The organism is Mesorhizobium sp. AA22, assembly GCF_001672375.2.
Lineage (GTDB): Bacteria > Pseudomonadota > Alphaproteobacteria > Rhizobiales > Rhizobiaceae > Mesorhizobium > Mesorhizobium wenxiniae.
Genome location: NZ_CP048406.1, coordinates 4,269,748 through 4,292,628, shown reverse-complemented (window position 1 = coordinate 4,292,628; position 22,881 = coordinate 4,269,748). Strand labels below are relative to the sequence as shown.

The following is a 22,881-nucleotide window of genomic DNA, read 5'->3' as shown; positions in this document are numbered from 1 at the left end:
GATGGATGATGCAGGCCGGACCGCTGAGACCACTTCGGAAACGACTGCCAACGGTCTGGTTTCCGCCTCGGCCATTCCCGCCGACGAACTGGCGCGGCTGACAGACGACATCATCTCGGCGCTGAAGACGGTCTACGACCCGGAAATCCCGGCCGACATCTACGAGCTTGGCCTGATCTACAAGATCGACATCGAGGACGACCGCTCGGTCAAGATCGACATGACGCTGACCGCGCCTGGCTGTCCGGTGGCCGGCGAAATGCCGGGCTGGGTGGAAAATGCCGTCGGCGCCGTGGAGGGCGTTTCAGGCGTCGAGGTCACCATGACCTTCGATCCGCCCTGGTCACCCGACCGCATGTCGGAAGAGGCACAGGTCGCGGTGGGTTGGTATTGAGTCTCAGGGCGAAATTCGATGGCTGATGATGCCTTGCCGACCGAACTGCTCGATAGTGACATCCCGCCTTCGGCGAGAGTCGTAGAGCTTTGGGGTGACCCAGTTCTGGAAGCACTCGACGAACCTGCCGAATACCATAAAGCTCTTTCAAAAATACCTGTGCCGATAAATAATGTAATCTGCGTAGAATTATTGCATTGGCAGGTTATAAACGGTGGTTTTTGGCAATATTTCTATAATTCTTATGGAATAACGGCCAAAGGCGCCATTCAAGGTTTTGTTGCCATGGGCTTGGAACGGCACGCAGAATTGACTCACCAAGCCTGTGCATTGTTTGGCGAATATTTCCCCGAAGATAGATCGGCAAGGATGGATTTGGTAGGTGAAAGCGTCGGCGACGGCATAGATTTTGAAGCTTTGGATGATGCTTTCTATGCGTTGGAGGAAAATGACCAGAATTCCGCCGTTGTCGCGCTGGGACGCATATGCAACGGCCGCGTTGAAGGGGCAGTGGCAATAAAACCCTTGCAGCAGGGCGCAGTTGTAACCATTTTGAGCTATGAATCATTCCGCAGGCCTTGAACCTGCAAGGAATGGAGAAGGAAAGAAAAGATGGGACGCTTCGCCGTCATCACGATGACCGAAAAGGCCGCCGACCGGGTGCGCGAGATCGTCGCAACCCGTGAGAATGCGCACGGCATTCGCCTTGGCATCAAGAAGGGCGGCTGCGCCGGCATGGAATATACGGTAGACCTGGTGACCGAGCCCAATACCAAGGACGATCATATCGAGCGCGACGGCGCCCATGTCTATGTCGCGCCTGAAGCAGCGCTTTTCCTGTTCGGCACCGAGATGGATTTCGAGCAGACGACGCTGCGCACCGGCTTCACCTTCCGCAACCCGAACCAGAGCTCGGCCTGCGGCTGCGGCGAATCGGTGGAGCTCAAGCCGGCCGATTTGAAGGCTCTGGCCGAGGCGCGCGCGTCGGCCTGATGCTTTCCCTTAAGTAGGCTTTCGCGAGTCCCCCTCATCCGGCCGCTTCGCGGCCAAGCCAGTCTCTTCTCCCAGCTGGGGAGAAGGTGGCCCGAAGGGCCGGATGAGGGGGACTGCCGAAGAATGCTAATCCAGCCACATTCCCGTCCGCTTGTGCCAGTCTGCGATCGATTCCTCGGGATAGAGGTCGAAGATCTTGTCGTCCTTGCCGATCTCGGGCTCGACCCAGTTCGCCTTGTATTTCAGCATGAGGTGCACCTTTTCAGGTGGTTTTGGCAGGTCTGTGTCGATCGCCGAAGCGAAGGGGTGGACCAGTTCCGGCCAGGTCCGGTCATAGAGCCACAGTGCCGATCCGCATTTCCTGCAGAAATTCCGTTCGCCTGACGAGATCTCGCATTGCGGATGCTCGTCGTCCTCGATCTCGGCCTGGTAGACGCCAAGATGGCGCTTGCCCTTGATTTTCAGCGTCTCGTAATCGGCGCCGAGATTGATGGCAAAGCCACCGCCGCCCTGCTGCTTGCGGCAGATCGAGCAGTAGCACAGCATGAACGGCACCGGCGTGTGGCTCTCCACCTCGAAGCGGACGGCATTGCACCGGCAGGACCCTTTGAGCAGAAGCGGCATGAAAAACTCCGACGAAATTGGCTTTCAACTTGTCAGGATGGTGCCTGATGCGGCGATGACAAGTCTAAATCCGGATGACATGATCGCGGCATGGACAATGAACGCATCGCCGAACTTTTCGAAGGCCTCGGCCCGGTCAGCATTCGCAAGATGTTCGGCGGCAAGGGCATCTACTTTGACGGCGTCATCATCGCCATCGTCATCCGTGGCGAATTGATGCTGAAGGCCGACGCGGAAAGCGCGCCCGAATTCGAGGCGGCCGGCTGCCGGCAATGGACCTATACGGGGTCGCGGCACGGCAAGCTGGTGGCGATGCCGTACTGGAGCGTTCCCGACAGCGCCTTCGACGATCCGGATGAGATGGCGGTCTGGGCACGCCGGGCCTACGAAGCGGGGCTGCGGGCCGGCAAGTAGGCTGCCTCTCCGCTGGTCATCAGCTCATGCCAATTTTCTGCGGCTCGGGCACAAGGGCCAGCGCGTCGGCAAAATCTGCCGCCGTTAAGACCGGCACAAGCCCGGCGCTTTCGATCGCAAGCATTGCCGCGGCAACGCCTTCGCGCAGCGCTGCGCGCAGCGTCAGGCCGCGCAGCAGAGCGGCGACCGTAGCGCCCGCCAGCGCATCGGCGGCGCCGTCTGCGACTTTTTTCGGCGGCACGATCGAAAACGCCCCGGCTTCGTCGAAGCCCAGCACCGGACGGTCCTCCGCCGTCACCACGCCGCCTTTGAGGCCGGCGCGCCTCAGGCGGTCGACTATATCTCGCTGCGCTGTGTCGATACCGACATCGGCGAGTGCGAAGGCCTCATGCCGGTTCATGAACACCATCGCCAGGCTGCCGAGCACCGGCGCGAGTCGCACCGCCTTGTCCGGTGAAGCGGCGAGGGCGAAAACCGGCTTGCCGGCGGCAAGCGCCACCAGCCGCTCCAGCGCCGCCGGCGGCAGGTTGGCGTCGCACAGGACCGAATCGGCGGTGCCGATCGCCTCGCGCACCTTGGCACGGCGGATCTGCTTGGCAAGCGCCAGGTCGTAGAGCGCCATGTCGGCAAGGCCGGCGATCAGCGCGCCGTCGCTGTCGATCAGCACCGTGTTGCTCGGCGTCGCGCGATCGAGGAACACCACCGACAGATCGGCAATGCCGGCCGCAGCAATGGCGCGCGAGACCGTATCGGCCAGAACATCGCCGCCGCGAACCGAAAGCAGCGAGCCGGAGACGCCGCGGCGCACGGCGCAGCGCAACGCATTGAAGACGGCGCCGCCGACTTCCTCGCGCATCGTGCCGGGATTCGACGCCGCCGGCACGAAGGCGCCCAAAACCTGGCCGCGCCGCTCGATATAGGCGCCGCCCACGGCCAGGATTGTCGGCGACTTCATCATGCCGGCGAGATGACCTTGCTGTTGCCCCGGATGAGACTAGGTTGCCAGGCGGAACCCGGCAACCGGAGGCCGATTCGGAAGATGCCCGGCAGAATCCTGCTGATGAAGCGGGATCCATCCCGGGGTGAAAACCTGAAACAAAAAAAGAACAAATCCTGATATTATTGGTTTTTCAATCGGTTGTCTCCCCTTGCCAATCGAGAACAAAAAAGGTACAAATTGATAAGGTTTACGGATTGTCCGGCCTTCATTGACGACCAAGGGGTGATGTATCATGGCTCAGAATTCTTTGCGGCTTGTAGAGGACAAAACGGTGGACAAATCAAAGGCTCTGGATGCGGCGCTGTCGCAAATCGAGCGTGCCTTCGGCAAGGGCTCGATCATGCGGCTCGGCGCAAACGAGCAGGTCGTCGAGATCGAAACGGTGCCGACCGGTTCGCTTGGCCTCGACATCGCGCTTGGCGTCGGCGGCCTGCCGCGCGGCCGCATCATCGAGATCTATGGGCCGGAAAGCTCGGGCAAGACGACGCTGGCGCTGCACACGGTGGCGGAGGCCCAGAAGAAGGGTGGCATCTGCGCCTTCGTCGATGCCGAGCACGCGCTCGACCCGGTCTACGCCCGCAAGCTCGGCGTCGACCTCGAAAACCTCTTGATCTCGCAGCCCGATACCGGCGAGCAGGCGCTGGAGATCTGCGACACGCTGGTGCGTTCCGGCGCCATCGACGTGCTGGTGGTCGATTCGGTCGCGGCGCTGACGCCGCGCGCCGAAATCGAGGGCGAGATGGGCGATTCGCTGCCCGGCCTGCAGGCCCGGCTGATGAGCCAGGCGCTGCGCAAGCTGACCGCCTCGATCTCGCGCTCCAACACCATGGTCATCTTCATCAACCAGATCCGCATGAAGATCGGCGTCATGTTCGGTTCGCCCGAGACCACGACCGGCGGCAACGCGCTGAAATTCTATGCTTCGGTGCGCCTCGACATCCGCCGCATCGGCTCGGTCAAGGACCGCGACGAGGTCGTCGGCAACCAGACCCGCGTCAAGGTGGTCAAGAACAAGCTGGCGCCGCCCTTCAAGGTGGTCGAGTTCGACATCATGTATGGCGAGGGCGTGTCCAAGACCGGCGAGCTGGTCGACCTCGGCGTCAAGGCCGGCGTGGTCGAGAAGTCGGGCGCCTGGTTCTCCTATAATTCGCAGCGTCTCGGCCAGGGCCGCGAGAACGCAAAACTGTTCCTGCGCGACAATCCCGACACGGCACGCGAGATCGAGCTGGCGCTGAGGCAGAATGCCGGGCTGATCGCCGAGAAATTCCTCGAAAATGGCGGTTCCGAAGGCGGAGACGATGGTTTCGAGGACGAAGCGGGCGCGATGTAGGATACAGGCTGCCAGTCAAAGTTACCCGTTTGAGTTCGCGTATCCCGAATTGAGTTGGTGTATCGATTTGTTTATGCCGCCGGCCTTGGGCCGGCGGTTTGCGTTTTTGCTGATAGCTCTGGTCATTGTGAACAGCCGGCAAGCGCTACGGTTTGGAGCAATTCCGTGTTTCTGGACAGGGTGCGGTGCGACCGCTAAAAGGCGATGTCTGTTTTCCGCCGGCAATCGGCGGATCTCTCGAAAAGGCAGTATTCATGAGTGGCGTCAACGAGATCAGGTCGGCATTTCTCGACTATTTCCGCAAAGAGGGTCACGACGTCGTGGCGTCGAGCCCGCTGGTGCCGCGCAACGACCCGACGCTGATGTTTACCAACGCTGGCATGGTGCAGTTCAAGAACGTCTTCACGGGGTTGGAAAGCCGTCCCTATTCGCGCGCCGCCACCTCGCAGAAATGCGTGCGCGCCGGCGGCAAGCACAACGATCTCGACAATGTCGGCTACACTGCCCGTCACCACACCTTCTTCGAGATGCTCGGCAATTTCTCCTTCGGCGATTATTTCAAAGAGCGCGCCATCGAGCTTGCCTGGAACCTGATCACCCGCGAGTTCGGCATCGCCAAGGACCGGCTTCTGGTGACCGTCTACCATACCGACGACGCGGCCGCGGGCTTCTGGAAGAAGATCGCCGGGCTGCCGGAGGACAGGATCATCCGGATCGCCACCAGCGACAATTTCTGGGCGATGGGCGATACCGGTCCCTGCGGCCCGTGCTCGGAAATCTTCTACGACCATGGCGCCGACATTCGGGGCGGCCCGCCCGGCAGCGCGGATGAGGACGGCGACCGTTTCATCGAGATCTGGAACCTCGTCTTCATGCAGTTCGAGCAGGTGACGAAGGCGGAGCGGATCGAACTGCCGCGCCCGTCGATCGACACCGGCATGGGGCTGGAGCGCATCGCAGCCGTCCTGCAGGGTGAGCACGACAATTACGACATCGACCTGTTCAAGGCGCTGATCCGTGCCTCGGAAGAGGCGACCGGCGTCAAGGCGGAAGGCAAGAACCGGGCGAGCCACCGCGTCATTGCCGATCATTTGCGCGCATCGAGCTTTCTCATCGCCGACGGCGTGCTGCCGTCGAACGAAGGCCGCGGCTACGTGCTGCGTCGGATCATGCGCCGCGCCATGCGCCATGCGCAGCTTTTGGGCGCCCGTGATCCGCTGATGTGGCGGCTGGTGCCGGCGCTGGTGCGCGAGATGGGCCAAGCCTATCCCGAACTGGTGCGCGGCCAGCCGCTGATATCAGAGACGCTGAAGCTCGAGGAAACGCGCTTCCGCAAGACGCTGGCGCGCGGCCTCGGCCTGCTTGCCGACGCGACCGAGACGCTCGGCAGCGGCGACCGGCTTGACGGCGAGACAGCGTTCAAGCTCTACGACACCTATGGCTTCCCGCTCGACCTCACTCAGGACGCACTGCGCCCGCGCGGGGTTTCGGTCGATCTTGAGGGATTTGACGCGGCGATGGAGCGGCAGAAGGCCGAGGCGCGGAAGAGCTGGGCCGGCTCCGGCGACGCGGCCACCGAAACCGTCTGGTTCGCGGTGCGCGAGAAGGCGGGCGCGACCGAGTTTCTAGGCTACGACACCGAGCAAGCAGAAGGCATCGTTCAGGCGCTAGTCAGGGATGGCGCCGCGGTGGAGAGCGCCGTTGTCGGCGAAACCGTCGGCCTCGTCGTCAACCAGACGCCTTTCTATGGCGAGTCCGGCGGCCAGATGGGCGACACCGGCGTGATTTCGGGCGAAGGTTTTGCTATCGACGTCACCGACACGCAGAAGAAGGGCGACGGCCTGTTCGTGCATTTCGGCAAGGTCACCAAGGGCACCGTCAAGACGGGTGAAGCGGTCGAGTTGAAGGTCGACCATATCAGGCGCACGCGACTTCGCTCAAACCATTCGGCGACCCACCTTGTCCACGAGGCGCTGCGCGAGGTGCTCGGCACCCATGTCGCGCAAAAGGGCTCGCTGGTCGCGCCGGAACGGCTGCGCTTCGACTTTTCCCATCCCAAGCCGATTTCGGCCGAGGAACTGGAACGCGTCGAGGCGATGGCCAACGAGATCGTCGTGCAGAACGGCCCGGTGACGACGAGGCTGATGAGCGTCGATGACGCGATTGCCGAGGGCGCCATGGCGCTGTTCGGCGAAAAATATGGCGACGAGGTCCGCGTCGTGTCGATGGGCACCGGGGTTGCCGGTGACAAGGCCGGCAAGCCCTATTCGGTTGAGCTCTGCGGCGGCACCCATGTCGGCGCCACCGGCGATATCGGCCTGGTCCGGCTGGTGTCGGAGGGCGCTGTCGCCGCTGGCGTACGCCGCATCGAGGCGCTGACCGGAGAGGCGGCCAGAAAGCATCTCGACGAACAGGACAGGCGGCTGAAGGCGGTCGCTGCCACGCTGAAGATTTCGCCGGCCGACGTGCCGGCCCGCGTCGAGGCGCTGCTTGACGAGCGCAAGAAGCTTGAGAAGGAACTGACCGAGGCGCGCAAGAAGCTGGCGCTGGGCGACCGCTCGCCAGCCGGCGTGCCTGCGGAAAACGAAACCATTGCCGGTGTCGGTTTTCTCGGCAAGGCGGTATCGGGCGTCGCGCCAAAGGATTTGAAGCCGTTGGCCGATGCCGGCAAGAAGTCGCTCGGCTCCGGCGTCGTCGTCTTCGTTGGCGCCGGCGAGGACAACAAGGCGAGCGTCGTGGTCGGCGTCACCGACGACCTGACCGGCCGCTTCAGCGCCGTCGATCTGGTCCGCGTGGCATCCGCGGCATTGGGCGGGCAGGGCGGCGGCGGTCGACCCGATATGGCCCAGGCCGGCGGCCCGGATGCCTCGAAGGCCGAGAACGCGATCGCTGCAGTGAAAGCGGCGCTGGAAGCGGCGTGAACATGTACCAGTAGGGCGGGCCGAAAGGGCGGCGGGGATAATGTGACCACGTTGACGATGTATCAAGTCGACGCGTTTGCCGAACGGGCTTTCCAGGGCAACCCTGCTGCCGTTCTCATTTTGGAGGACTGGCTATCGGACGATGGGATGCAGGCTATCGCAAACGAGAACAACCTTGCTGAAACCGCGTTTGCGCGGCCGAATGGCGAGAGTTGGGATTTGCGCTGGTTCACGCCGGTTCATGAAGCCGACTTCTGTGGCCATGCAACTCTTGCGACCGCCCATGTGTTGGCCGCGGAACACAATGTGCCTGGTGACATGGCCTTTGCCACGCGGGTGGGTGAGCTACGGGTTTCCCAACGGGAAGGTGCCTACCAGCTCGAGCTGCCGTGTTTTCCGCCGCAGCCGCTCGGCGGGAAGTTAATGCAGGCACTGCAAGAGATATTTCCTCTGGGGTCCGTTTCGAGCTTCCGCAATTTCGAAAACCTGTTTGTCGAGCTTGTCGACGAGGCATCCGTACGGTCATTCGTGCCCGATCTGCTTAGGATCGGAACCCTTCATCCTCTTGGCCTGGTCATTACCGCGCCTGGGCGAGCCCATGATTTCGTCTCGCGTTATTTCGTGCCCGGAGCGGGCATTCCCGAGGATCCGGTGACTGGGTCAACTCATGCGACACTGGTGCCTTACTGGTCTGAAAAACTCGGCAAGACGCATCTGTCGGCATTCCAATTTTTCGCAGCGCGGCGGGCATTTGCTGTGTGACCTGGCTGGAGATCGCGTGCTGATCGCAGGTCGTGCGAAGACCTTCATGAAGGCGGAAATCTACCTTCCCGAATGAGCAGCTGCCATTCGCCTCACCCTGCCTTTTTAGTTCCGGAAAAGCTTGGACGCTGAGCGATGCGAGCCCACCAGGCCTGGATATCGGCGAACTCGGCCAGCAGCTTTTGTCCGTCGGCGACCTTGGCGAAATAGCCGATGATTGGCGCGGCATGCAGGTCGGCGAGCGTCAGTTGCTCGCCCAACAGCCATGGCCCCTCGGCTTTCAGCGATGAGAGCGCCCGTAGTGTCGTTCTCGCCTGCCGAAGTCCGGCGGCGATCAAAGCCTCGTCAGGCGCCGTCTTCTCCAGCCGCTCGACAGCGACATCCCAGACCATGGCCCGATAGGCATAGGCGTCGAGCAGGCCGATGATCTGGTTCATGGTTGCGCGAGGCCGAACTTCGACCGGTTGCAACGCCGGGCCATCAAAGGCCCCGTCGACATAACGGGCAATCGCGCTGGTCTCGTATAGGCGGAACCCGTCATGCTCGAAGGCAGGGATGCGGCCGAACGGGTGATGGTCGAAATACCAGCCCGAAATGCCGTCCACCGCAAAGATGTCGACCGGGACAAGTTCGTAGTCGATGCCTTTTTCCGCGAGCACGAGGCGGACGATGCGCACGTAGACGCTATAGTCCGCCCCGTAGACGACCGGTTTGCTCATGATGCTCACTACAGCGCGCGTCTTTTCATATGCGCAAAGGACGCTGTAGCACTTTGATTTTGCGCATGATCCTGTCCGAAAATGATTCCGGTTTTCAGGGTCATGCGTCAGGCCATCGCCTTCTGCAGGTTCTCGTCGATCTTGTCGAGGAAGCCGGTGGTCGAAAGCCATGGCTGGTCGGGACCGATCAGCAGCGACAGATCCTTGGTCATGAAGCCGGCCTCGACGGTCTGTATGCAGACCCTTTCCAGCGTCTCGGCAAAACGCTTCAACTCGGCATTGTCGTCGAGCTTGGCGCGATGGGCGAGGCCGCGTGTCCAGGCGAAGATCGACGCGATCGAATTGGTCGAGGTTTCCTCGCCCTTCTGATGCTGGCGATAGTGACGGGTGACGGTGCCATGTGCGGCCTCCGCCTCCACCGTCTTGCCATCCGGCGTCATCAGCACCGATGTCATCAGGCCGAGCGAACCGAAGCCTTGCGCCACAGTGTCCGACTGCACGTCGCCATCATAGTTCTTGCAGGCCCAGACATAGCCGCCCGACCATTTCAGGCTGGAGGCGACCATGTCGTCGATCAGCCGGTGCTCGTACCAGATCTTTTTCGCCTTGAATTCGGCTTCGAACTCAGCCTCGTAGATTTCCTGGAAAATGTCCTTGAACCGACCGTCATAGGCCTTGAGGATGGTGTTCTTGGTCGAGAGGTAGACCGGATAATTGCGCAGCAGGCCGTAATTCAGCGAGGCGCGGGCGAATTCCCGGATCGACTCGTCGAGGTTGTACATTGCCATGGCGACGCCGGCGGCCGGCGCATCGAACACGTCATGCTCGATCACCTTGCCGTCCTCGCCGACGAACTTGATCGTCAGCTTGCCCTTGCCGGGAAAGCGGAAGTCGGTGGCGCGGTACTGGTCGCCGAAAGCATGACGGCCGACGATGATCGGCTTGGTCCAGCCGGGCACCAGCCGCGGTACGTTCTTCATGATGATCGGCTCGCGAAAGATGGTGCCGCCGAGGATGTTGCGGATCGTGCCGTTCGGCGACTTCCACATCTTCTTCAGCTTGAATTCTTCGACGCGCTGCTCGTCGGGCGTGATCGTCGCGCATTTCACGCCGACGCCGTGTTTCTTGATGGCATTGGCCGCCTCGATGGTCACCTGGTCGTTGGTGGCGTCGCGGTGCTCGACGCCGAGGTCGTAATATTCAAGCTTCAGATCGAGATAGGGGTGGATCAGCTTGTCCTTGATGAACTGCCAGATGATGCGGGTCATCTCGTCGCCGTCGAGTTCGACGACCGGCTTCGCCACCTTGATCTTCGCCATGGAAAGAATGCCTCATTGTTGGGATCGGAACGGCCTTGCCCGCATGGCTTTCGGCCGGGAATGGGCCCGTATATCAAAGCATTTTTGGCCGCGCAAACGGCGATCCGCGCGGGCGTGCTTCACCATCGCCATCGGCCACTCTTTGTGAAAGCTTCATTTTCGCGGCCGGATATGGCAGGGGACGCTGAAATGTCGCAAACAGCAGTTCATTGACAGCCATGCAAGCCAGCAACGACATCCCTCCTGCCGCAGGCCCGGCGATCATCCTGGTCGAGCCGCAGCTCGGCGAGAACATCGGCATGGTCGCGCGCGCCATGGCGAATTTCGGTCTGTCCGAGCTGCGCCTCGTCAATCCGCGCGACGGCTGGCCGAGCGAAAGGGCGCGCGCTGCCGCGAGCCGGGCCGACCATGTGATAAATGCCGCTAGGGTATTTGACGATTTGGCCTCGGCGGTCGCCGACCTGAATTTCGTCTTTGCCACCACGGCGCGCGCACGCGATAATTTCAAGCCGGTGCGCGGACCGGTCGAGGCGGGCAGGGCGCTAAGGGCGCGCCAGCAAGCCGGACAGCGCACCGGCATCCTGTTCGGCCGCGAGCGGTTTGGGCTCTACAACGACGAGGTTGGCTTGGCCGACGAGATCGTCACCTTCCCGGTCGATGCCGCCTTCTCCTCGCTCAATATCGCCCAGGCGGCCCTGCTGATGTCCTATGAATGGATGAAGTCCGGCCTGGAAGATGAGACGAAAACCAATTTTTCCAGCCCCGACATGATGCCAGCGACTAAGGAACAATTGCACGGCCTGTTCGCGTATCTGGAAGGCGCGCTCGAAGCGCGCGGCTACTTCCGCCCGGCGCCGAAGAAGCCGAAGATGGTCGACAATCTGCGCGCGGTGCTGACGCGCGCCGGCTTCGCCGAGCCGGAACTCAGGGTGCTGCGCGGCATAATATCATCGCTGGACAGGTTTTCGCCGGCCATGCCGCGCGGCGACGGATCGCCGGGCGATGATCCAAGGCGGCTTCCGGCGGCGGCCGCACGCGCCGTGAAGCCGACAGACAAAGACCAGTCTTAACCACGAGTAACCGAATGTTATTTGGTGTGGTCCATCATTTTAGGATGATGGACCTTCGAATGTGACCATCTTCCTGACGTGGTCCCCAGCCTCTCTCGCAATCCCAGCCTTCTCTCGCGACTCAAAACGACAATGACCGATCCCTCAAGCGCCCGCCCGATCCTGATGTTCGATTCCGGCATCGGCGGCCTGACGGTTTTGCGCGAAGCGCGCGTGCTGATGCCCGACCGCCGCTTCGTCTATGTCGCCGACGATGCGGCTTTCCCTTATGGCGCTTGGGAGGAACCGGCACTGAGGGCGCATATACTGGAGCTGTTCGGCAAGCTGCTCGACCGTTTTTCGCCGGCCATCTCGGTCATCGCCTGCAATACCGCTTCGACGCTGGTCATCGATGCGTTGCGTGAGAGATTTCCCGGCCACCCTTTCGTCGGCACGGTGCCGGCGATCAAGCCGGCGGCGGAACGCACTCGCTCCGGGCTGGTTTCGGTGCTGGCGACGCCCGGCACCGTCAAACGCCAGTATACGCGCGACCTCATCGGCAAATGGGCGCAAAAATGCCATGTCCGCCTGGTTGGCAGCGATAATCTGGCGGGGCTGGCCGAGGTTTATATGCGAGATGGCTTTGTCGATGAAGAAGCGGTGCGAACCGAGATCGCGCCGTGCTTCGTCGAACATGATGAGCTGCGGACCGATATCGTCGTGCTTGCCTGCACCCATTATCCCTTTCTGGCCAACCGCATGCGCAAGACGGCACCTTGGCCGGTCGATTGGCTCGATCCCGCCGAGGCGATCGCGCGACGGGCGCTCTCGCTGCTTGCCGACACCGTGGCCAGGAATCGCGGCGAGGCGTTGCCGGAAGGCGCCGACCTTGCTGTCTTCACGTCGAAGCGGGTTGATTTCCCGACTCGCCGCCTGATGCAGGGGTTTGGGCTGGCGATTTCCTGATATCTGGGAACGTCACCCGGACCGGTGCGTTTTCCCTCATTGCAAGACGGGAGAAACGATCATGCCAGCCACTTCAAAAGCCCAGCAGAAAGCCGCAGGAGCGGCATTGTCCGCCAAGCGTGGCGAGACCAAAAAGAGTGAGCTCAAAGGCGCTTCGAAGGGAATGTACAAATCGATGAGCGAAAAGCAGCTCGAGGAATTCGCGGAGACCAAGCGTAAAGGCCTGCCCGAGAAGAAATCAAAGCACTAGCCGCTCATCCGCACCCGCACGGAGGGCGGGTCCGATTCGCGGATGGCCGCGGTCCAGCACACAGCCCGCAGCGGGTCGGTTATCCGCCAGCCGCAAGCTTGACACCGGTTAAATCTCCGTTTAATCAGCCCACCAACACCGGGCCGCAACGCCCGGTGGTTTCTTTATGTGCGCAAGACGGTTGGGAAGCGCTCTATTTTCCCAGGTCTTGTGTAAATGACGTGTCCCGTGGGTTTTCCGCCGCGTTGCGTGGGAAAACCCTGTCAGGTCTCGAAAACGGGGGCCAGAGGAGGGCGCGTTTCCCTCACCCGGACCATGAGGTTCCGGGTGTGTTGTTTTGAAAGGGAATGCGATGAGCAAGCGCGAATCCGCGAAATACAAGATCGACCGCCGTCTCGGCGAAAACATCTGGGGCCGCCCGAAATCCCCGGTCAACAAGCGCGAATACGGTCCCGGCCAGCACGGCCAGCGCCGCAAGGGCAAGCTTTCCGATTTCGGCCTGCAGCTTCGTGCCAAGCAGAAGCTGAAGGGTCACTACGGCGACGTTTCGGAAAAGCAGTTCCGCAAGGTCTATGAAGAGGCGGATCGCCGCAAGGGCGACACCTCGGAGAACCTGATCGGCCTGCTCGAGTCGCGTCTCGACGCGGTCGTCTACCGCGCCAAGTTCGTGCCGACCATTTTTGCCGCTCGCCAGTTCGTCAATCACGGCCACATTAATGTCAACGGCAAGCGCGTCAACATCGGCTCATACCGCTGCAAGCCGGGCGACGTCGTCGAAGTGCGCGAAAAGTCGAAGCAGCTGGTGATCGTCCTGGAATCAGTGGGCTTGGCCGAGCGCGACGTCCCTGACTATATCGAGGTCGACCACAACAAGATGACAGCGACCTTCGGTCGCATCCCCGGCCTATCGGATGTTCCTTTCGCCGTGCAGATGGAACCGAACCTGGTCGTCGAATTCTATTCGCGCTGATCGAACGCGCCGTCTGCGACAGCATCGAAGGCCGCCCATCGAGGCGGCCTTTTCTTTGTCCGGTTTTGGTCCGCCCAGCTTTTCCTTGTCAGCCATGCTAGAGCGATGTGCATCCGCTTGGACGCACAAAGTACGCTCTGGTTCGTTCTATTTGCGCATCATGCTTTTCGAAATCGATTTCGGTTTTCGGGCCGATGCGTTAATCCGGGCAGCAACATGGACTTTGAGGCCGACGCGCCATGAACATGCTGCCAGACGCCAAAACACTCGAACCGATCGCCGATGCCGCAGGCGGCTTTCATCCGCTGTTTGCCGATGTGCCGTCCTCCGTCGAGTTCAACAAGCTGCGCAAGCGGCTGCTGCGCCTCGCCCGTCAGGCGATCGACGATTTTTCGATGGTGAAATCAGGCGATCGCTGGCTCATCGCCTTGTCCGGCGGCAAGGATTCCTACGGCCTGCTCGCTTTGCTGCTCGACCTCAAATGGCGCGGGCTGCTGCCGGTCGACCTGTTGGCTTGCAATCTCGACCAGGGCCAGCCGAATTTTCCGAAACACATTCTGCCCGATTATCTCAACACATACGCCATTCCGCACCGCATCGAATATCAGGACACCTATTCGGTGGTGACCGACAAGCTTCCCCAGGGCAGCACCTATTGTTCGCTGTGCTCGCGGCTCAGGCGCGGCCATCTCTACCGCATCGCGCGGGAGGAGGGCTGCTCGGCTTTGGTGCTCGGACACCACCGGGAGGACATTCTCGAAACCTTTTTCATGAATTTGTTCCATGGCGGGCGCCTCGCCGCCATGCCGCCAAAACTGCTCAACGACGACGGCGACGTCATGGTGCTGCGGCCGCTCGCCTATTGCGCCGAGGCCGATCTCGAAAAATTCGCCGGCGCCATGAAATTCCCGATCATCCCGTGCGATCTGTGCGGCAGCCAGGACGGCTTACAGCGCAATGCGATGAAGGCGATGCTCGACGACTTGGAAAAGCGGATGCCCGGCCGCAAGGACACGATGATCCACGCCATGACCAATGTGCGGCCTTCGCATCTGCTCGATCGCAAACTCTTCGATTTCGCCGCCCTCAACGAAACCGTTATTCGGCAAGACGTTCCCGATGACATTTGACGATACCGCGATCGACTGGCTTGCCAAGCTTCTGTCCGACGCCGCCATTGCCGAGATCATGCCGCGCTTTCGACGGCTGGATGAGGGCGAGGTCCGCCAGAAGACCTCGGCAGCCGACCTGGTGACGGAGGCCGACGTGAATGCTGAGCGGCTCATCACCGTCAGGCTGCGTGAGCGCTACCCCCAGGCGATGATCGTCGGCGAGGAAGCCTGCTCCGACGACCCGGCGCTGCTCCAGGGCCTCGGCGAAGCCGATCTTGCCTTCGTCATCGATCCAGTCGACGGCACCTTCAATTTCGCCTCGGGCGTGCCGCTGTTCGGCGTTATGCTTGGCGTCGTCGTGAAGGGCGAGACCGTCGGCGGCATCATTCACGATCCCGTCGGCAAGGACTGGCTGATCGGCGCCAAGGGTGCTGGCAGCCACATACGGCATGCGCATGGCACTCTGGAGAAGGTGCATGTCGCCGAGCCTGCACCGATCTCGCAAATGACCGGCGCGGTGTCCTGGCAATACATGCCCGAGCCGGAACGGTCACGGCTGGCGCGCAACCAGACGAAATCCTTGTCGCAATTCGGCTATCGCTGCGCGGCTCACGAATACCGCCTGCTGGCGAGCGGCCACGCCCACTTCGTTGTCTACAACAAGCTGATGCCGTGGGATCACCTGGCCGGTGTGCTGATCCATGCCGAGGCAGGTGGTTACGCGGCGCGTTTCGACGGCAGCGCCTATCTGCCTTCGCATGTCGGAGGTGGCCTTCTTGTCGCACCGGACGAAGAAAGTTGGCGCGAACTGCGCCGCGAACTCTGGGCGGAATAGGCCGTTTGGGATCGATCCGGTCCCAAGCGCAAGCCGATCATGTTCACCATCGACGCGGCCTAAACGCAGAAGAGCCTTGAAACGTTGTGCTAGGCGGCCTTCAATTCGATGCGCAAGGTGAAGAAGCTCGCCGAGGACTGGCGCCGAGCTGATGCATTCGCACGACATGGATAACTTCAAGGCCTACAGGACCGGCACGCCATTCTACGGCTGACGCCGCCAATGCGGAGACAAAGACCATGCGCTATTTCGAACACGCCGAACCGGTCATCACGCTCACCGCAGGCCCGGTGAACGCCTACCCCGCCGTGCTGCGCGGCCTCGGCCGCACCGTGCTCTACGATCACGATCCGGCGTTCCAGCTTTTTTACGAGCGTGTGGTCGACAAGGCGCAGAAGGCGATGCGGCTGTCGAACCGGCCGGTCATTCTCCATGGCGAGCCGGTCCTTGGCCTGGAGGCCGCCGCAGCCTCGCTGATCACGCCCGACGACGTCGTGCTCAACCTTGCCTCCGGTGTCTACGGCAAGGGGTTTGGCTATTGGGCCAAGCGCTATTCGCCGCAACTCCTCGAAATCGAGGTGCCCTACAACGAGGCGATCGACCCGCAGGCGGTTGCGGCAATGCTGGAAGCGCATCCGGAAATCACCATCGTTTCCGTCTGCCACCACGATACGCCGTCGGGCACCATCAACCCGATCGACGCCATCGGCGCGCTGGTTTCGGCGCATGGCGCCTATCTGATCGTCGATGCCGTTTCGTCCTTCGGCGGCATGAAAACGCATCCTGAGGATTGCAAGGCCGACATCTACGTCACCGGCCCGAACAAATGCCTCGGCGCGCCTCCCGGCCTCACGATGATGGGCGTCAGCGAGCGCGCCTGGGCCAAGATGAAGGCAAATCCACTGGCGCCACGCGCGTCGATGCTCAGCATCGTCGACTGGGAGCATGCTTGGTCGAAGGACAAGCCGTTTCCATTCACGCCGTCCGTCGCAGGGATGAACGGGCTCGACGTCGCGCTCGACCTCTATCTCAACGAGGGACCGGCAGCGGTGTGGGCGCGCCACGCGCTGACCGCCAGGGCCATGCGCGCGGGCGTCGCCGCCATGGGTCTGTCGATCTGGGCCGCCAGCGACAATATCGCATCGCCAACCACGACTGCCGTCCGGACGCCAGAAGACATTGATGAGAAGGCGCTTCGCCAGGCGGCGCGCGCCCGCTACGGCGTGGTGTTTTCGTCGGGCCGTGGCGAAACATTGGGCAAGCTGACACGTATCGGCCATATGGGCCCGACCGCCCAGCCGATCTATGCGATTGCGGCGCTGACGGCACTTGGCGGCGCGATGAATTCCTTGGGCCAGGAACTCGTGGTCGGCAAAGGCATCGACGCGGCGCTCGCCGTCATCGATGCCGACGTCTGAAGGGATTCATGCGACGCGCTGATACTCGATGGAGGCTTTCGTCGAAAAATTCGATTACATTTGTCCGCGCAAAACCGGAGACCCGAAATGAAACCTCGGTCCGCAATTGTCGCACTGGCTCTTGCCCTGGCCTTGGTTGCCGGCCCGAACGAGGCGAAATCGCAGGAACGCGCATGTCGCAGTCCCGATCCCGTCGACACCATAAACGAGATGTTCTCCGCGATCGTCGCCTGTTGGGAGCCGCCGCCCGGAACCGCGGGCATGACCCTGACGCTGCAGTTCTCAATTCGCCGAAACGGCACACTTATCGGCAAGCCTCGCGCCACCTACTCGCGTCTAGGAGATGATGCCACGCTCAACCGGGCCTTCGTGGCTTCCGTCCTCGAGGCTCTCGACAAGGCTCTGCCACTGCCCGTTTCGGACAGCATGGGTGAAGCGATCGCAGGGCGTATGCTGTTCCCTCGCTTCACGGCAGCGAGTGGGAGTGCATCCTAAAGCGCGTCCGGCATTAAACCGGCTGGTTTTGCGGCTGGAAGAATTTGCCGCGCTCGGCGATCAGCACCATCACCAATGCGCCAAGCGACACGCTGCAGAATCCGGCGGCCAAGGGCGTCACCGTGCCGTTGAAGGCTTGGCCGATCAGCGTGCCGAGCAGGCCGCCGAGGAAGGTCTGCATGAAACCCAGAATGGACGATGCTGTGCCGGCCAGTTGGCCGAGCGGCTCCATGGCGAGCGCGTTGAAATTCGCGCCGAGTGCGCCGAACGGGACCATCGCGCAGGCAAAGAAGGTGATGAAAAGCCAGAGCGGCATCTTCATTTGGATGGAAACGATCAGCCAGGCGAGGCTGATGGCCAGAAACAAGAGCAGCGCGCTCTGCGACAATCTGCGCATGCCGATGCGGCCGACAAGGCGCGAATTCAGATAGTTCGAAAAGGCGAGCACGCCGGCGATCCCTGCAAAAATCACCGGGAACATCTCGCCGACGCCAAAGACGCCGACATAGATCTGCTGCGCCGAGTTGATGAAGCCAAACATCGCGCCGAAGGCAAAAGTGCTGGCAAAGGCATAGCAAAGTGCCATGCGATTGGTCAGCACGATGCGGAAGCCGCCGATGATGGATTCGGCCGTCAGCGGCCTGCGATATTCGGGATGCAGCGTTTCGGGCAAGCGCAGCAGCGCCCACGCCGACACGATCAGCGCCCCGGCCGCCATGGTGATGAAGATCACGTGCCAGGTCGCGAACAGCATGATGAACTGACCGATGCCGGGGGCGACGACCGGAATGGCCATGAACACCATGAAGATCAATGACATGACCTCGGCCATGCGCCGGCCGTCGAAAGTGTCGCGCACGATCGAGACGGCGATGACGCGTGTGGCCGCGGCGCCGATGCCTTGCACCACCCTGCACAAGATAAGGATGGCGAATGTCGGGGCAATTGCCGCCGCAGCCGCTGCCGCGACATAGATCACCAGCCCGACAACGAGCGGAGCACGGCGCCCGAAGCGGTCCGAGATCGGTCCGAAGAAGAGCTGTCCACCGCCAAAGCCCAGAATATAAGCGGCAATCACATATTGGCGGTGGTTTTCATTCTCCACACCCAGCGAGGCGCCGATCTGCTGCAGCGCCGGCAGCATGATGTCGATGGCCAGCGAGTTGAGCGCCATCAATGCCGCGCACAGGGCGATGAATTCCCAGCGCGGAATAGGCAAGGCACCTACCTGTTGCGGCGCTTGTGCATGCTGATCCACGGCAAAGTCCGATCTTCAAACGAAAAAGCGCCGGCGCACCGGCGCATTCATTCGTCTTGTACCCCGATACCGGGAGGTAATCAGCTTGGCGAAGTGCCCGACGTGCTCGTCAGGCGGCGCCTTTGACGCTCACGCCCTTTTCGACGAGGAACGTCTGAAGTTCGCCTGCCTGGAACATCTCGCGGATGATGTCGCAGCCGCCAACGAATTCACCCTTGACGTAAAGCTGAGGAATCGTCGGCCAGTTGGAGTATTCCTTGATACCTTGCCGCAGCTCGGCCGAGGTCAGCACGTCCACGCCCTTGTAGTCGGCCCCGATGTAGTCGAGGATCTGCACGACCTGACCGGAAAATCCGCATTGCGGGAAACCGGGCGTGCCCTTCATGAAGAGAACCACGTCGTTGCCCTTCACTTCGCTGTCGATGTAGTCGTTGATACCGCTCATGGAGAATCCTTTCATGCCCGCGAGAGTCGGGCTCGAAACATGCCCCTTCAAATAAACCCATAGGTTGCCCGAAACAAGACGTTTGCCGCATCGTCACGCAAATGGCTCAAAGGATGGCCTGATATTGGGCAAAGAGCATCGACCAGCTATTTCCCCAAGGAAGCGATGAAAAGGCGACTTAGCGCGGCAATCCTGATTGGTGTTCTGCTCGTTGCGCTGGCCTTGATCTGGTGGTTCAGGCCATCGGAGCATCCGCCTGTCACCGTCGGCGGCAAACTGCCCGGGCCATGCCGGGACCTGAATTTCGAGGCGATCCCCTATATCGTCTGCGAGATCGATCTTCGCAGCTACGACGTTGCTGTCTTCCACGCCGGCGCAGACGGCAAGGTCTTCGGCTCGCTGGACAAATTCGACAGGGCGATGTCGGGCGAGGGCAGGCCGGTGCTGCTCGCCATGAACGCCGGCATGTATCATGAGGACCTGACGCCGGTCGGCCTTCTCGTCGAAAATGGTCGCGAGATGGCGCCGCTCAACCTCGCTGATAGCGAAGGCAATTTCTTCCTGAAGCCGAATGGCGTGTTCCTGGTTCGGAACGACGGCTTGGCGGCGGTGATGGAAACGAACGCCTATGCCGCCGCCAAGCCGGACGTGGCGTTCGCCACGCAATCCGGCCCGATGCTGGTGATCGACGGCCGGCTTCATCCTCGCTTCGAGGCGAACGGCACGTCGCGTCACATCCGCAATGGCGTCGGCGTGCGTAACGAAGACACGGTCGTGCTGGCGATCTCACGCTCGCAAGTCAGTCTCGGCAGCTTTGCACGCCTGTTCCGTGATGCGCTGCATTGCCCCAACGCACTTTTCTTCGACGGCGTGGTTTCGGCGCTGTCGAATGGCGAGAGGATGATCGTCGGCGGAAACTATCCTGCAGGGCCGATCATTGCCGTCTCGGCGAAAAAGTGACGAGGGGTTGGAGGCGACACCCTCAGTCCGGCACGCTGGTCTGCAAAGCGAGCGCGTGCAGCACGCCGCCCATATTGCCCTTCAATGCGTCATAGACCATCTGATGCTGCTGGACGCGGCTTTTTCCGCGAAAGCTCTCGGCCACCACCTCGGCCGCATAATGGTCACCGTCGCCGGCCAGGTCGCGAATCGTCACCTTGGCGTCCGGAATGCCTTCCTTGATTAGCCGTTCGATGTCGTGCGCATCCATTGCCATGCGAGGATTCCTTGTTCAGGTCGTGATCTCATAGATATGATCGAAATGGCGGATGGACCACCCAAACGGCCCCACTCGATTATATCACGGGTCCACGAGCTCATTTCCCATGAAGCGAGGAAACCAGGATTCGTGGGCAGCGGTCAATTCGCCGACAGGGATCGCCCGTGCGTCGCCGAGTTTCAGGTCACTACCGCCGGTCGAGCCGATCCACGGCGCAAAGATGCCGAGCTTACTTTGCTGTTCGCGAATTGCATCCCATTCATCGCTCTGCGGATCGATCGACAGCGTCAAGAGATAGCGGCCCTGATCCTCGCCGAACCAGACCGGGATCGGATCGGTCCCGACCAGGCCGGGGACGGTCGCGCCGATGCCGGACGCCATCGCCATCTCGGCCAGCGCGACCGCAATGCCACCATCGGAAACGTCATGTGCAGCGGTAACGACGCCGGAGGCGATTAGGGCGCGTACATGGTCGCCGACGCGCTTTTCATGATCGAGGTCGACCGGCGGCGGCGGGCCGTCGGTGCGGCCATGAATGTCGCGCATGTAGGCCGACTGCGCGAGATGCGTTCCCCACATGGACGGCGCGCCGACCAGCAGGATCATCTGGCCCTCGGCGGCAAAGCCGATCCGTGCCATTTTGGACCAGTCGGCGATCAGTCCGACGCCGCCGATGGTCGGCGTCGGCAAGATGCCTTGCCCGTTGGTTTCGTTGTACAGCGAGACATTGCCGGAGACGATCGGAAAGCCGAGAGCACGGCAGGCCTCGCCAATGCCTTTCACGGCGCCGACCAACTGGCCCATGATCTCGGGCCGTTCCGGATTGCCGAAATTGAGATTGTCGGTGGCCGCGAGCGGCAGGGCGCCGGTGGCGGTAAGGTTGCGCCAGCATTCGGCCACCGCCTGCTTGCCACCCTCGTAAGGGTCGGCCTCGCAATAGCGCGGCGTGACGTCGGACGAGAAGGCGAGCGCTTTGGTCGGATGACCTTCGACGCGCACCACGCCGGCATCGCCGCCCGGAAGCTGCAGCGAATTGCCCTGAATCAGCGTGTCGTACTGCTCCCATACCCAGCGGCGAGATGAAAGGTCGGGTCCGCCGAGCAGTTTCAACAAAGCCTCGGCGATGTCGGCTTGTGGGGCATCGCTGGCAGCCAGGGGCGCCGGCTTCTTCGGCTCGGCCCAGGGACGGTCATATTCCGGCGCCTGGTCGCCAAGGTCTTTGATCGGCAGATTGGCGACTTCGTCGCCCTGATGCAGCACGCGAAAGCGCAGATCGTCGGTGGTCTTGCCGACGATGGCGAAGTCAAGGCTCCATTTGTGGAAGATCGCCTCGGCTTCCTTTTCCTTTTCGGGGCGCAGCACCATCAGCATGCGCTCCTGGCTCTCCGACAGCATCATCTCATAGGCGCTCATGCGCTCCTCGCGCACCGGCACCTTGTCGAGGTCGAGCTCGATGCCGAGGTCGCCCTTGGCGCCCATCTCGACCGCCGAGCAGGTGAGACCGGCAGCCCCCATGTCCTGGATGGCGATGACGGCACCGGACGCCATCAGCTCGAGGCAGGCTTCGAGCAGGCATTTTTCGGTGAACGGGTCGCCGACCTGAACGGTGGGCCGCTTCTCGTCGATCTTGTCGTCGAATTCGGCCGAGGCCATGGTTGCGCCGCCGACACCGTCGCGGCCGGTCTTGGCGCCGAGATAGACGACCGGCAGACCGACGCCCTTCGCCTCCGACAGAAAGATCGCATCGGTCTTGGCGAGCCCCGCCGCGAAGGCGTTGACCAGGATGTTGCCATTGTAGCGCGCGTCGAAATTGACCTCACCGCCGACCGTCGGCACGCCGAAGGAATTGCCGTAGCCGCCGACGCCGGAAACGACGCCGGCAACGAGGTGTTTGGTCTTGGGATGGTCCGGCGCACCGAAGCGCAGCGCGTTCATCGCCGCGATCGGCCGCGCGCCCATGGTGAAGACATCGCGCAGGATGCCGCCGACGCCGGTCGCCGCCCCCTGATAGGGCTCGATGTAGGAGGGGTGGTTGTGGCTCTCCATCTTGAAGACGACGCAGTCGCCGTCGCCGATGTCGACCACGCCGGCATTCTCACCCGGTCCCTGGATGACCTGCGGTCCGGTGGTCGGTAGCGTGCGCAGCCACTTCTTCGAGGATTTATAGGAGCAATGCTCGTTCCACATCGCCGAGAAGACGCCAAGCTCGGTAAAGCTCGGCTCGCGCCCGACCAGGTCGAGGATGCGTTGATACTCGTCGGGCTTCAGCCCGTGCGCGGCAATGAGTTCCGGAGTGATCGGCACGGAATTGGAAATGGTCATGGGCGGCAATTTATATCCTTGGGGTCGAATCCCCTCTTATCGCAAGCGCGAAGGCCGATACACCCT

The 22,881-nt window shown here is 61.8% G+C and carries 24 protein-coding genes and 1 pseudogene; 17 read left to right on the top strand and 8 right to left on the bottom strand.

Annotated elements, in window-relative coordinates; genetic code table 11:
* The first annotated feature begins 1 nt into the window (after position 1).
* Genes A9K68_RS20785 through sufA form a run of 3 tightly spaced genes read left to right on the top strand, consistent with a single transcriptional unit; the run spans position 2 to position 1,387 of the window.
* Complete coding sequence (locus tag A9K68_RS20785; RefSeq protein ID WP_065008289.1) at positions 2-394, top strand: SUF system Fe-S cluster assembly protein; 393 nt, start codon at positions 2-4, stop codon at positions 392-394.
* Positions 395-412: 18 nt separating this feature from the next.
* Entirely contained in the window at positions 413-976 is a 564-nt protein-coding gene (locus tag A9K68_RS20780; protein WP_082982349.1) for a DUF4375 domain-containing protein, read from the top strand.
* Positions 977-1,006: 30 nt separating this feature from the next.
* Entirely contained in the window at positions 1,007-1,387 is a 381-nt protein-coding gene (sufA, locus tag A9K68_RS20775; RefSeq protein ID WP_006206001.1) for a Fe-S cluster assembly scaffold SufA, read from the top strand.
* 126 nt (positions 1,388-1,513) lie between these two features.
* Here the strand turns inward: sufA and A9K68_RS20770 are convergent, their stop codons facing one another.
* Entirely contained in the window at positions 1,514-2,011 is a 498-nt protein-coding gene (locus A9K68_RS20770) for a GFA family protein (protein ID WP_065008124.1), read from the bottom strand.
* Between the two features lie 90 nt (positions 2,012-2,101).
* On the opposite strand from A9K68_RS20770, the gene A9K68_RS20765 reads away from it, so the two are divergent.
* Positions 2,102-2,425 (top strand): TfoX/Sxy family protein, encoded by a 324-nt coding sequence (locus A9K68_RS20765; protein ID WP_065008125.1) that lies wholly within the window; start codon positions 2,102-2,104, stop codon positions 2,423-2,425.
* A gap of 19 nt (positions 2,426-2,444) precedes the next feature.
* On the opposite strand, the gene A9K68_RS20760 is transcribed toward A9K68_RS20765, so the two are convergent.
* Positions 2,445-3,383 (bottom strand): carbohydrate kinase family protein, encoded by a 939-nt coding sequence (locus A9K68_RS20760; protein WP_065008126.1) that lies wholly within the window; start codon positions 3,381-3,383, stop codon positions 2,445-2,447.
* Between the two features lie 274 nt (positions 3,384-3,657).
* Between A9K68_RS20760 and recA the strand changes: the two genes are divergently transcribed.
* The 3 genes from recA to A9K68_RS20745 all read left to right on the top strand — a co-directional run bounded on the left by recA (position 3,658) and on the right by A9K68_RS20745 (position 8,438).
* On the top strand, positions 3,658-4,755 hold the full coding sequence (gene recA, locus A9K68_RS20755; protein ID WP_023798282.1) for a recombinase RecA: 1,098 nt from the start codon (positions 3,658-3,660) through the stop codon (positions 4,753-4,755).
* A gap of 254 nt (positions 4,756-5,009) precedes the next feature.
* On the top strand, positions 5,010-7,676 hold the full coding sequence (gene alaS / locus A9K68_RS20750; RefSeq protein ID WP_065008290.1) for an alanine--tRNA ligase: 2,667 nt from the start codon (positions 5,010-5,012) through the stop codon (positions 7,674-7,676).
* A 42-nt stretch (positions 7,677-7,718) separates the two neighbouring features.
* Positions 7,719-8,438, top strand: a complete 720-nt coding sequence (locus A9K68_RS20745; RefSeq protein WP_348640691.1) for a PhzF family phenazine biosynthesis protein — start codon at positions 7,719-7,721, stop codon at positions 8,436-8,438.
* 92 nt (positions 8,439-8,530) lie between these two features.
* On the opposite strand, the gene A9K68_RS20740 is transcribed toward A9K68_RS20745, so the two are convergent.
* Positions 8,531-9,157, bottom strand: a complete 627-nt coding sequence (locus A9K68_RS20740) for a glutathione S-transferase family protein (RefSeq protein WP_065008127.1) — start codon at positions 9,155-9,157, stop codon at positions 8,531-8,533.
* A 107-nt stretch (positions 9,158-9,264) separates the two neighbouring features.
* The gene (locus tag A9K68_RS20735) at positions 9,265-10,476 is read right to left on the bottom strand and encodes an NADP-dependent isocitrate dehydrogenase (RefSeq protein WP_065008128.1); all 1,212 of its coding nucleotides are present in this window, start codon (positions 10,474-10,476) and stop codon (positions 9,265-9,267) included.
* Between the two features lie 218 nt (positions 10,477-10,694).
* Between A9K68_RS20735 and A9K68_RS20730 the strand changes: the two genes are divergently transcribed.
* From A9K68_RS20730 to A9K68_RS20690, 9 genes and pseudogenes are all read left to right on the top strand, one after another.
* Entirely contained in the window at positions 10,695-11,546 is an 852-nt protein-coding gene (locus A9K68_RS20730) for an RNA methyltransferase (RefSeq protein ID WP_065008129.1), read from the top strand.
* A gap of 132 nt (positions 11,547-11,678) precedes the next feature.
* Positions 11,679-12,491, top strand: coding sequence for a glutamate racemase (gene murI / locus A9K68_RS20725; RefSeq protein ID WP_065008130.1), 813 nt, complete (start codon positions 11,679-11,681; stop codon positions 12,489-12,491).
* A gap of 61 nt (positions 12,492-12,552) precedes the next feature.
* On the top strand, positions 12,553-12,741 hold the full coding sequence (locus A9K68_RS20720) for a DUF3008 family protein (protein ID WP_023717374.1): 189 nt from the start codon (positions 12,553-12,555) through the stop codon (positions 12,739-12,741).
* Between the two features lie 352 nt (positions 12,742-13,093).
* A complete protein-coding gene (rpsD, locus tag A9K68_RS20715; RefSeq protein WP_065008131.1) occupies positions 13,094-13,711 on the top strand; it encodes a 30S ribosomal protein S4 in 618 nt (205 codons plus the stop codon).
* A gap of 239 nt (positions 13,712-13,950) precedes the next feature.
* Positions 13,951-14,841: a tRNA 2-thiocytidine(32) synthetase TtcA gene (gene ttcA / locus A9K68_RS20710; RefSeq protein WP_065008132.1), complete on the top strand. Its 891-nt coding sequence runs from the start codon at positions 13,951-13,953 to the stop codon at positions 14,839-14,841.
* Positions 14,831-15,658 (top strand): inositol monophosphatase family protein, encoded by an 828-nt coding sequence (locus A9K68_RS20705; RefSeq protein ID WP_065008133.1) that lies wholly within the window; start codon positions 14,831-14,833, stop codon positions 15,656-15,658. Before ttcA ends, A9K68_RS20705 begins: the two co-directional genes overlap by 11 nt.
* 21 nt (positions 15,659-15,679) lie before the next feature.
* A pseudogene (locus tag A9K68_RS20700) lies at positions 15,680-15,872 on the top strand (N-acyl homoserine lactonase family protein); the annotation flags it as partial.
* A 25-nt stretch (positions 15,873-15,897) separates the two neighbouring features.
* The gene (locus tag A9K68_RS20695; RefSeq protein ID WP_065008134.1) at positions 15,898-17,076 is read left to right on the top strand and encodes an alanine--glyoxylate aminotransferase family protein; all 1,179 of its coding nucleotides are present in this window, start codon (positions 15,898-15,900) and stop codon (positions 17,074-17,076) included.
* Positions 17,077-17,163: 87 nt separating this feature from the next.
* Positions 17,164-17,571, top strand: coding sequence for a hypothetical protein (locus tag A9K68_RS20690; protein ID WP_065008135.1), 408 nt, complete (start codon positions 17,164-17,166; stop codon positions 17,569-17,571).
* A 13-nt stretch (positions 17,572-17,584) separates the two neighbouring features.
* On the opposite strand, the gene A9K68_RS20685 is transcribed toward A9K68_RS20690, so the two are convergent.
* Both A9K68_RS20685 and grxD read right to left on the bottom strand, forming a co-directional pair.
* Entirely contained in the window at positions 17,585-18,784 is a 1,200-nt protein-coding gene (locus tag A9K68_RS20685) for a multidrug effflux MFS transporter (RefSeq protein ID WP_065008291.1), read from the bottom strand.
* Positions 18,785-18,938: 154 nt separating this feature from the next.
* Positions 18,939-19,274 carry a Grx4 family monothiol glutaredoxin gene (gene grxD, locus A9K68_RS20680; protein WP_029353656.1) on the bottom strand — a complete coding sequence of 112 codons (336 nt, stop codon included), beginning with the start codon at positions 19,272-19,274 and terminating at the stop codon, positions 18,939-18,941.
* A gap of 165 nt (positions 19,275-19,439) precedes the next feature.
* On the opposite strand from grxD, the gene A9K68_RS20675 reads away from it, so the two are divergent.
* On the top strand, positions 19,440-20,234 hold the full coding sequence (locus A9K68_RS20675; protein WP_065008136.1) for a phosphodiester glycosidase family protein: 795 nt from the start codon (positions 19,440-19,442) through the stop codon (positions 20,232-20,234).
* A 22-nt stretch (positions 20,235-20,256) separates the two neighbouring features.
* On the opposite strand, the gene A9K68_RS20670 is transcribed toward A9K68_RS20675, so the two are convergent.
* Both A9K68_RS20670 and purL read right to left on the bottom strand, forming a co-directional pair.
* Positions 20,257-20,490 carry a BolA family transcriptional regulator gene (locus A9K68_RS20670; protein ID WP_023674714.1) on the bottom strand — a complete coding sequence of 78 codons (234 nt, stop codon included), beginning with the start codon at positions 20,488-20,490 and terminating at the stop codon, positions 20,257-20,259.
* An 84-nt stretch (positions 20,491-20,574) separates the two neighbouring features.
* Positions 20,575-22,815: a phosphoribosylformylglycinamidine synthase subunit PurL gene (gene purL, locus A9K68_RS20665; protein ID WP_065008137.1), complete on the bottom strand. Its 2,241-nt coding sequence runs from the start codon at positions 22,813-22,815 to the stop codon at positions 20,575-20,577.
* Positions 22,816-22,881 lie beyond the last annotated feature (66 nt).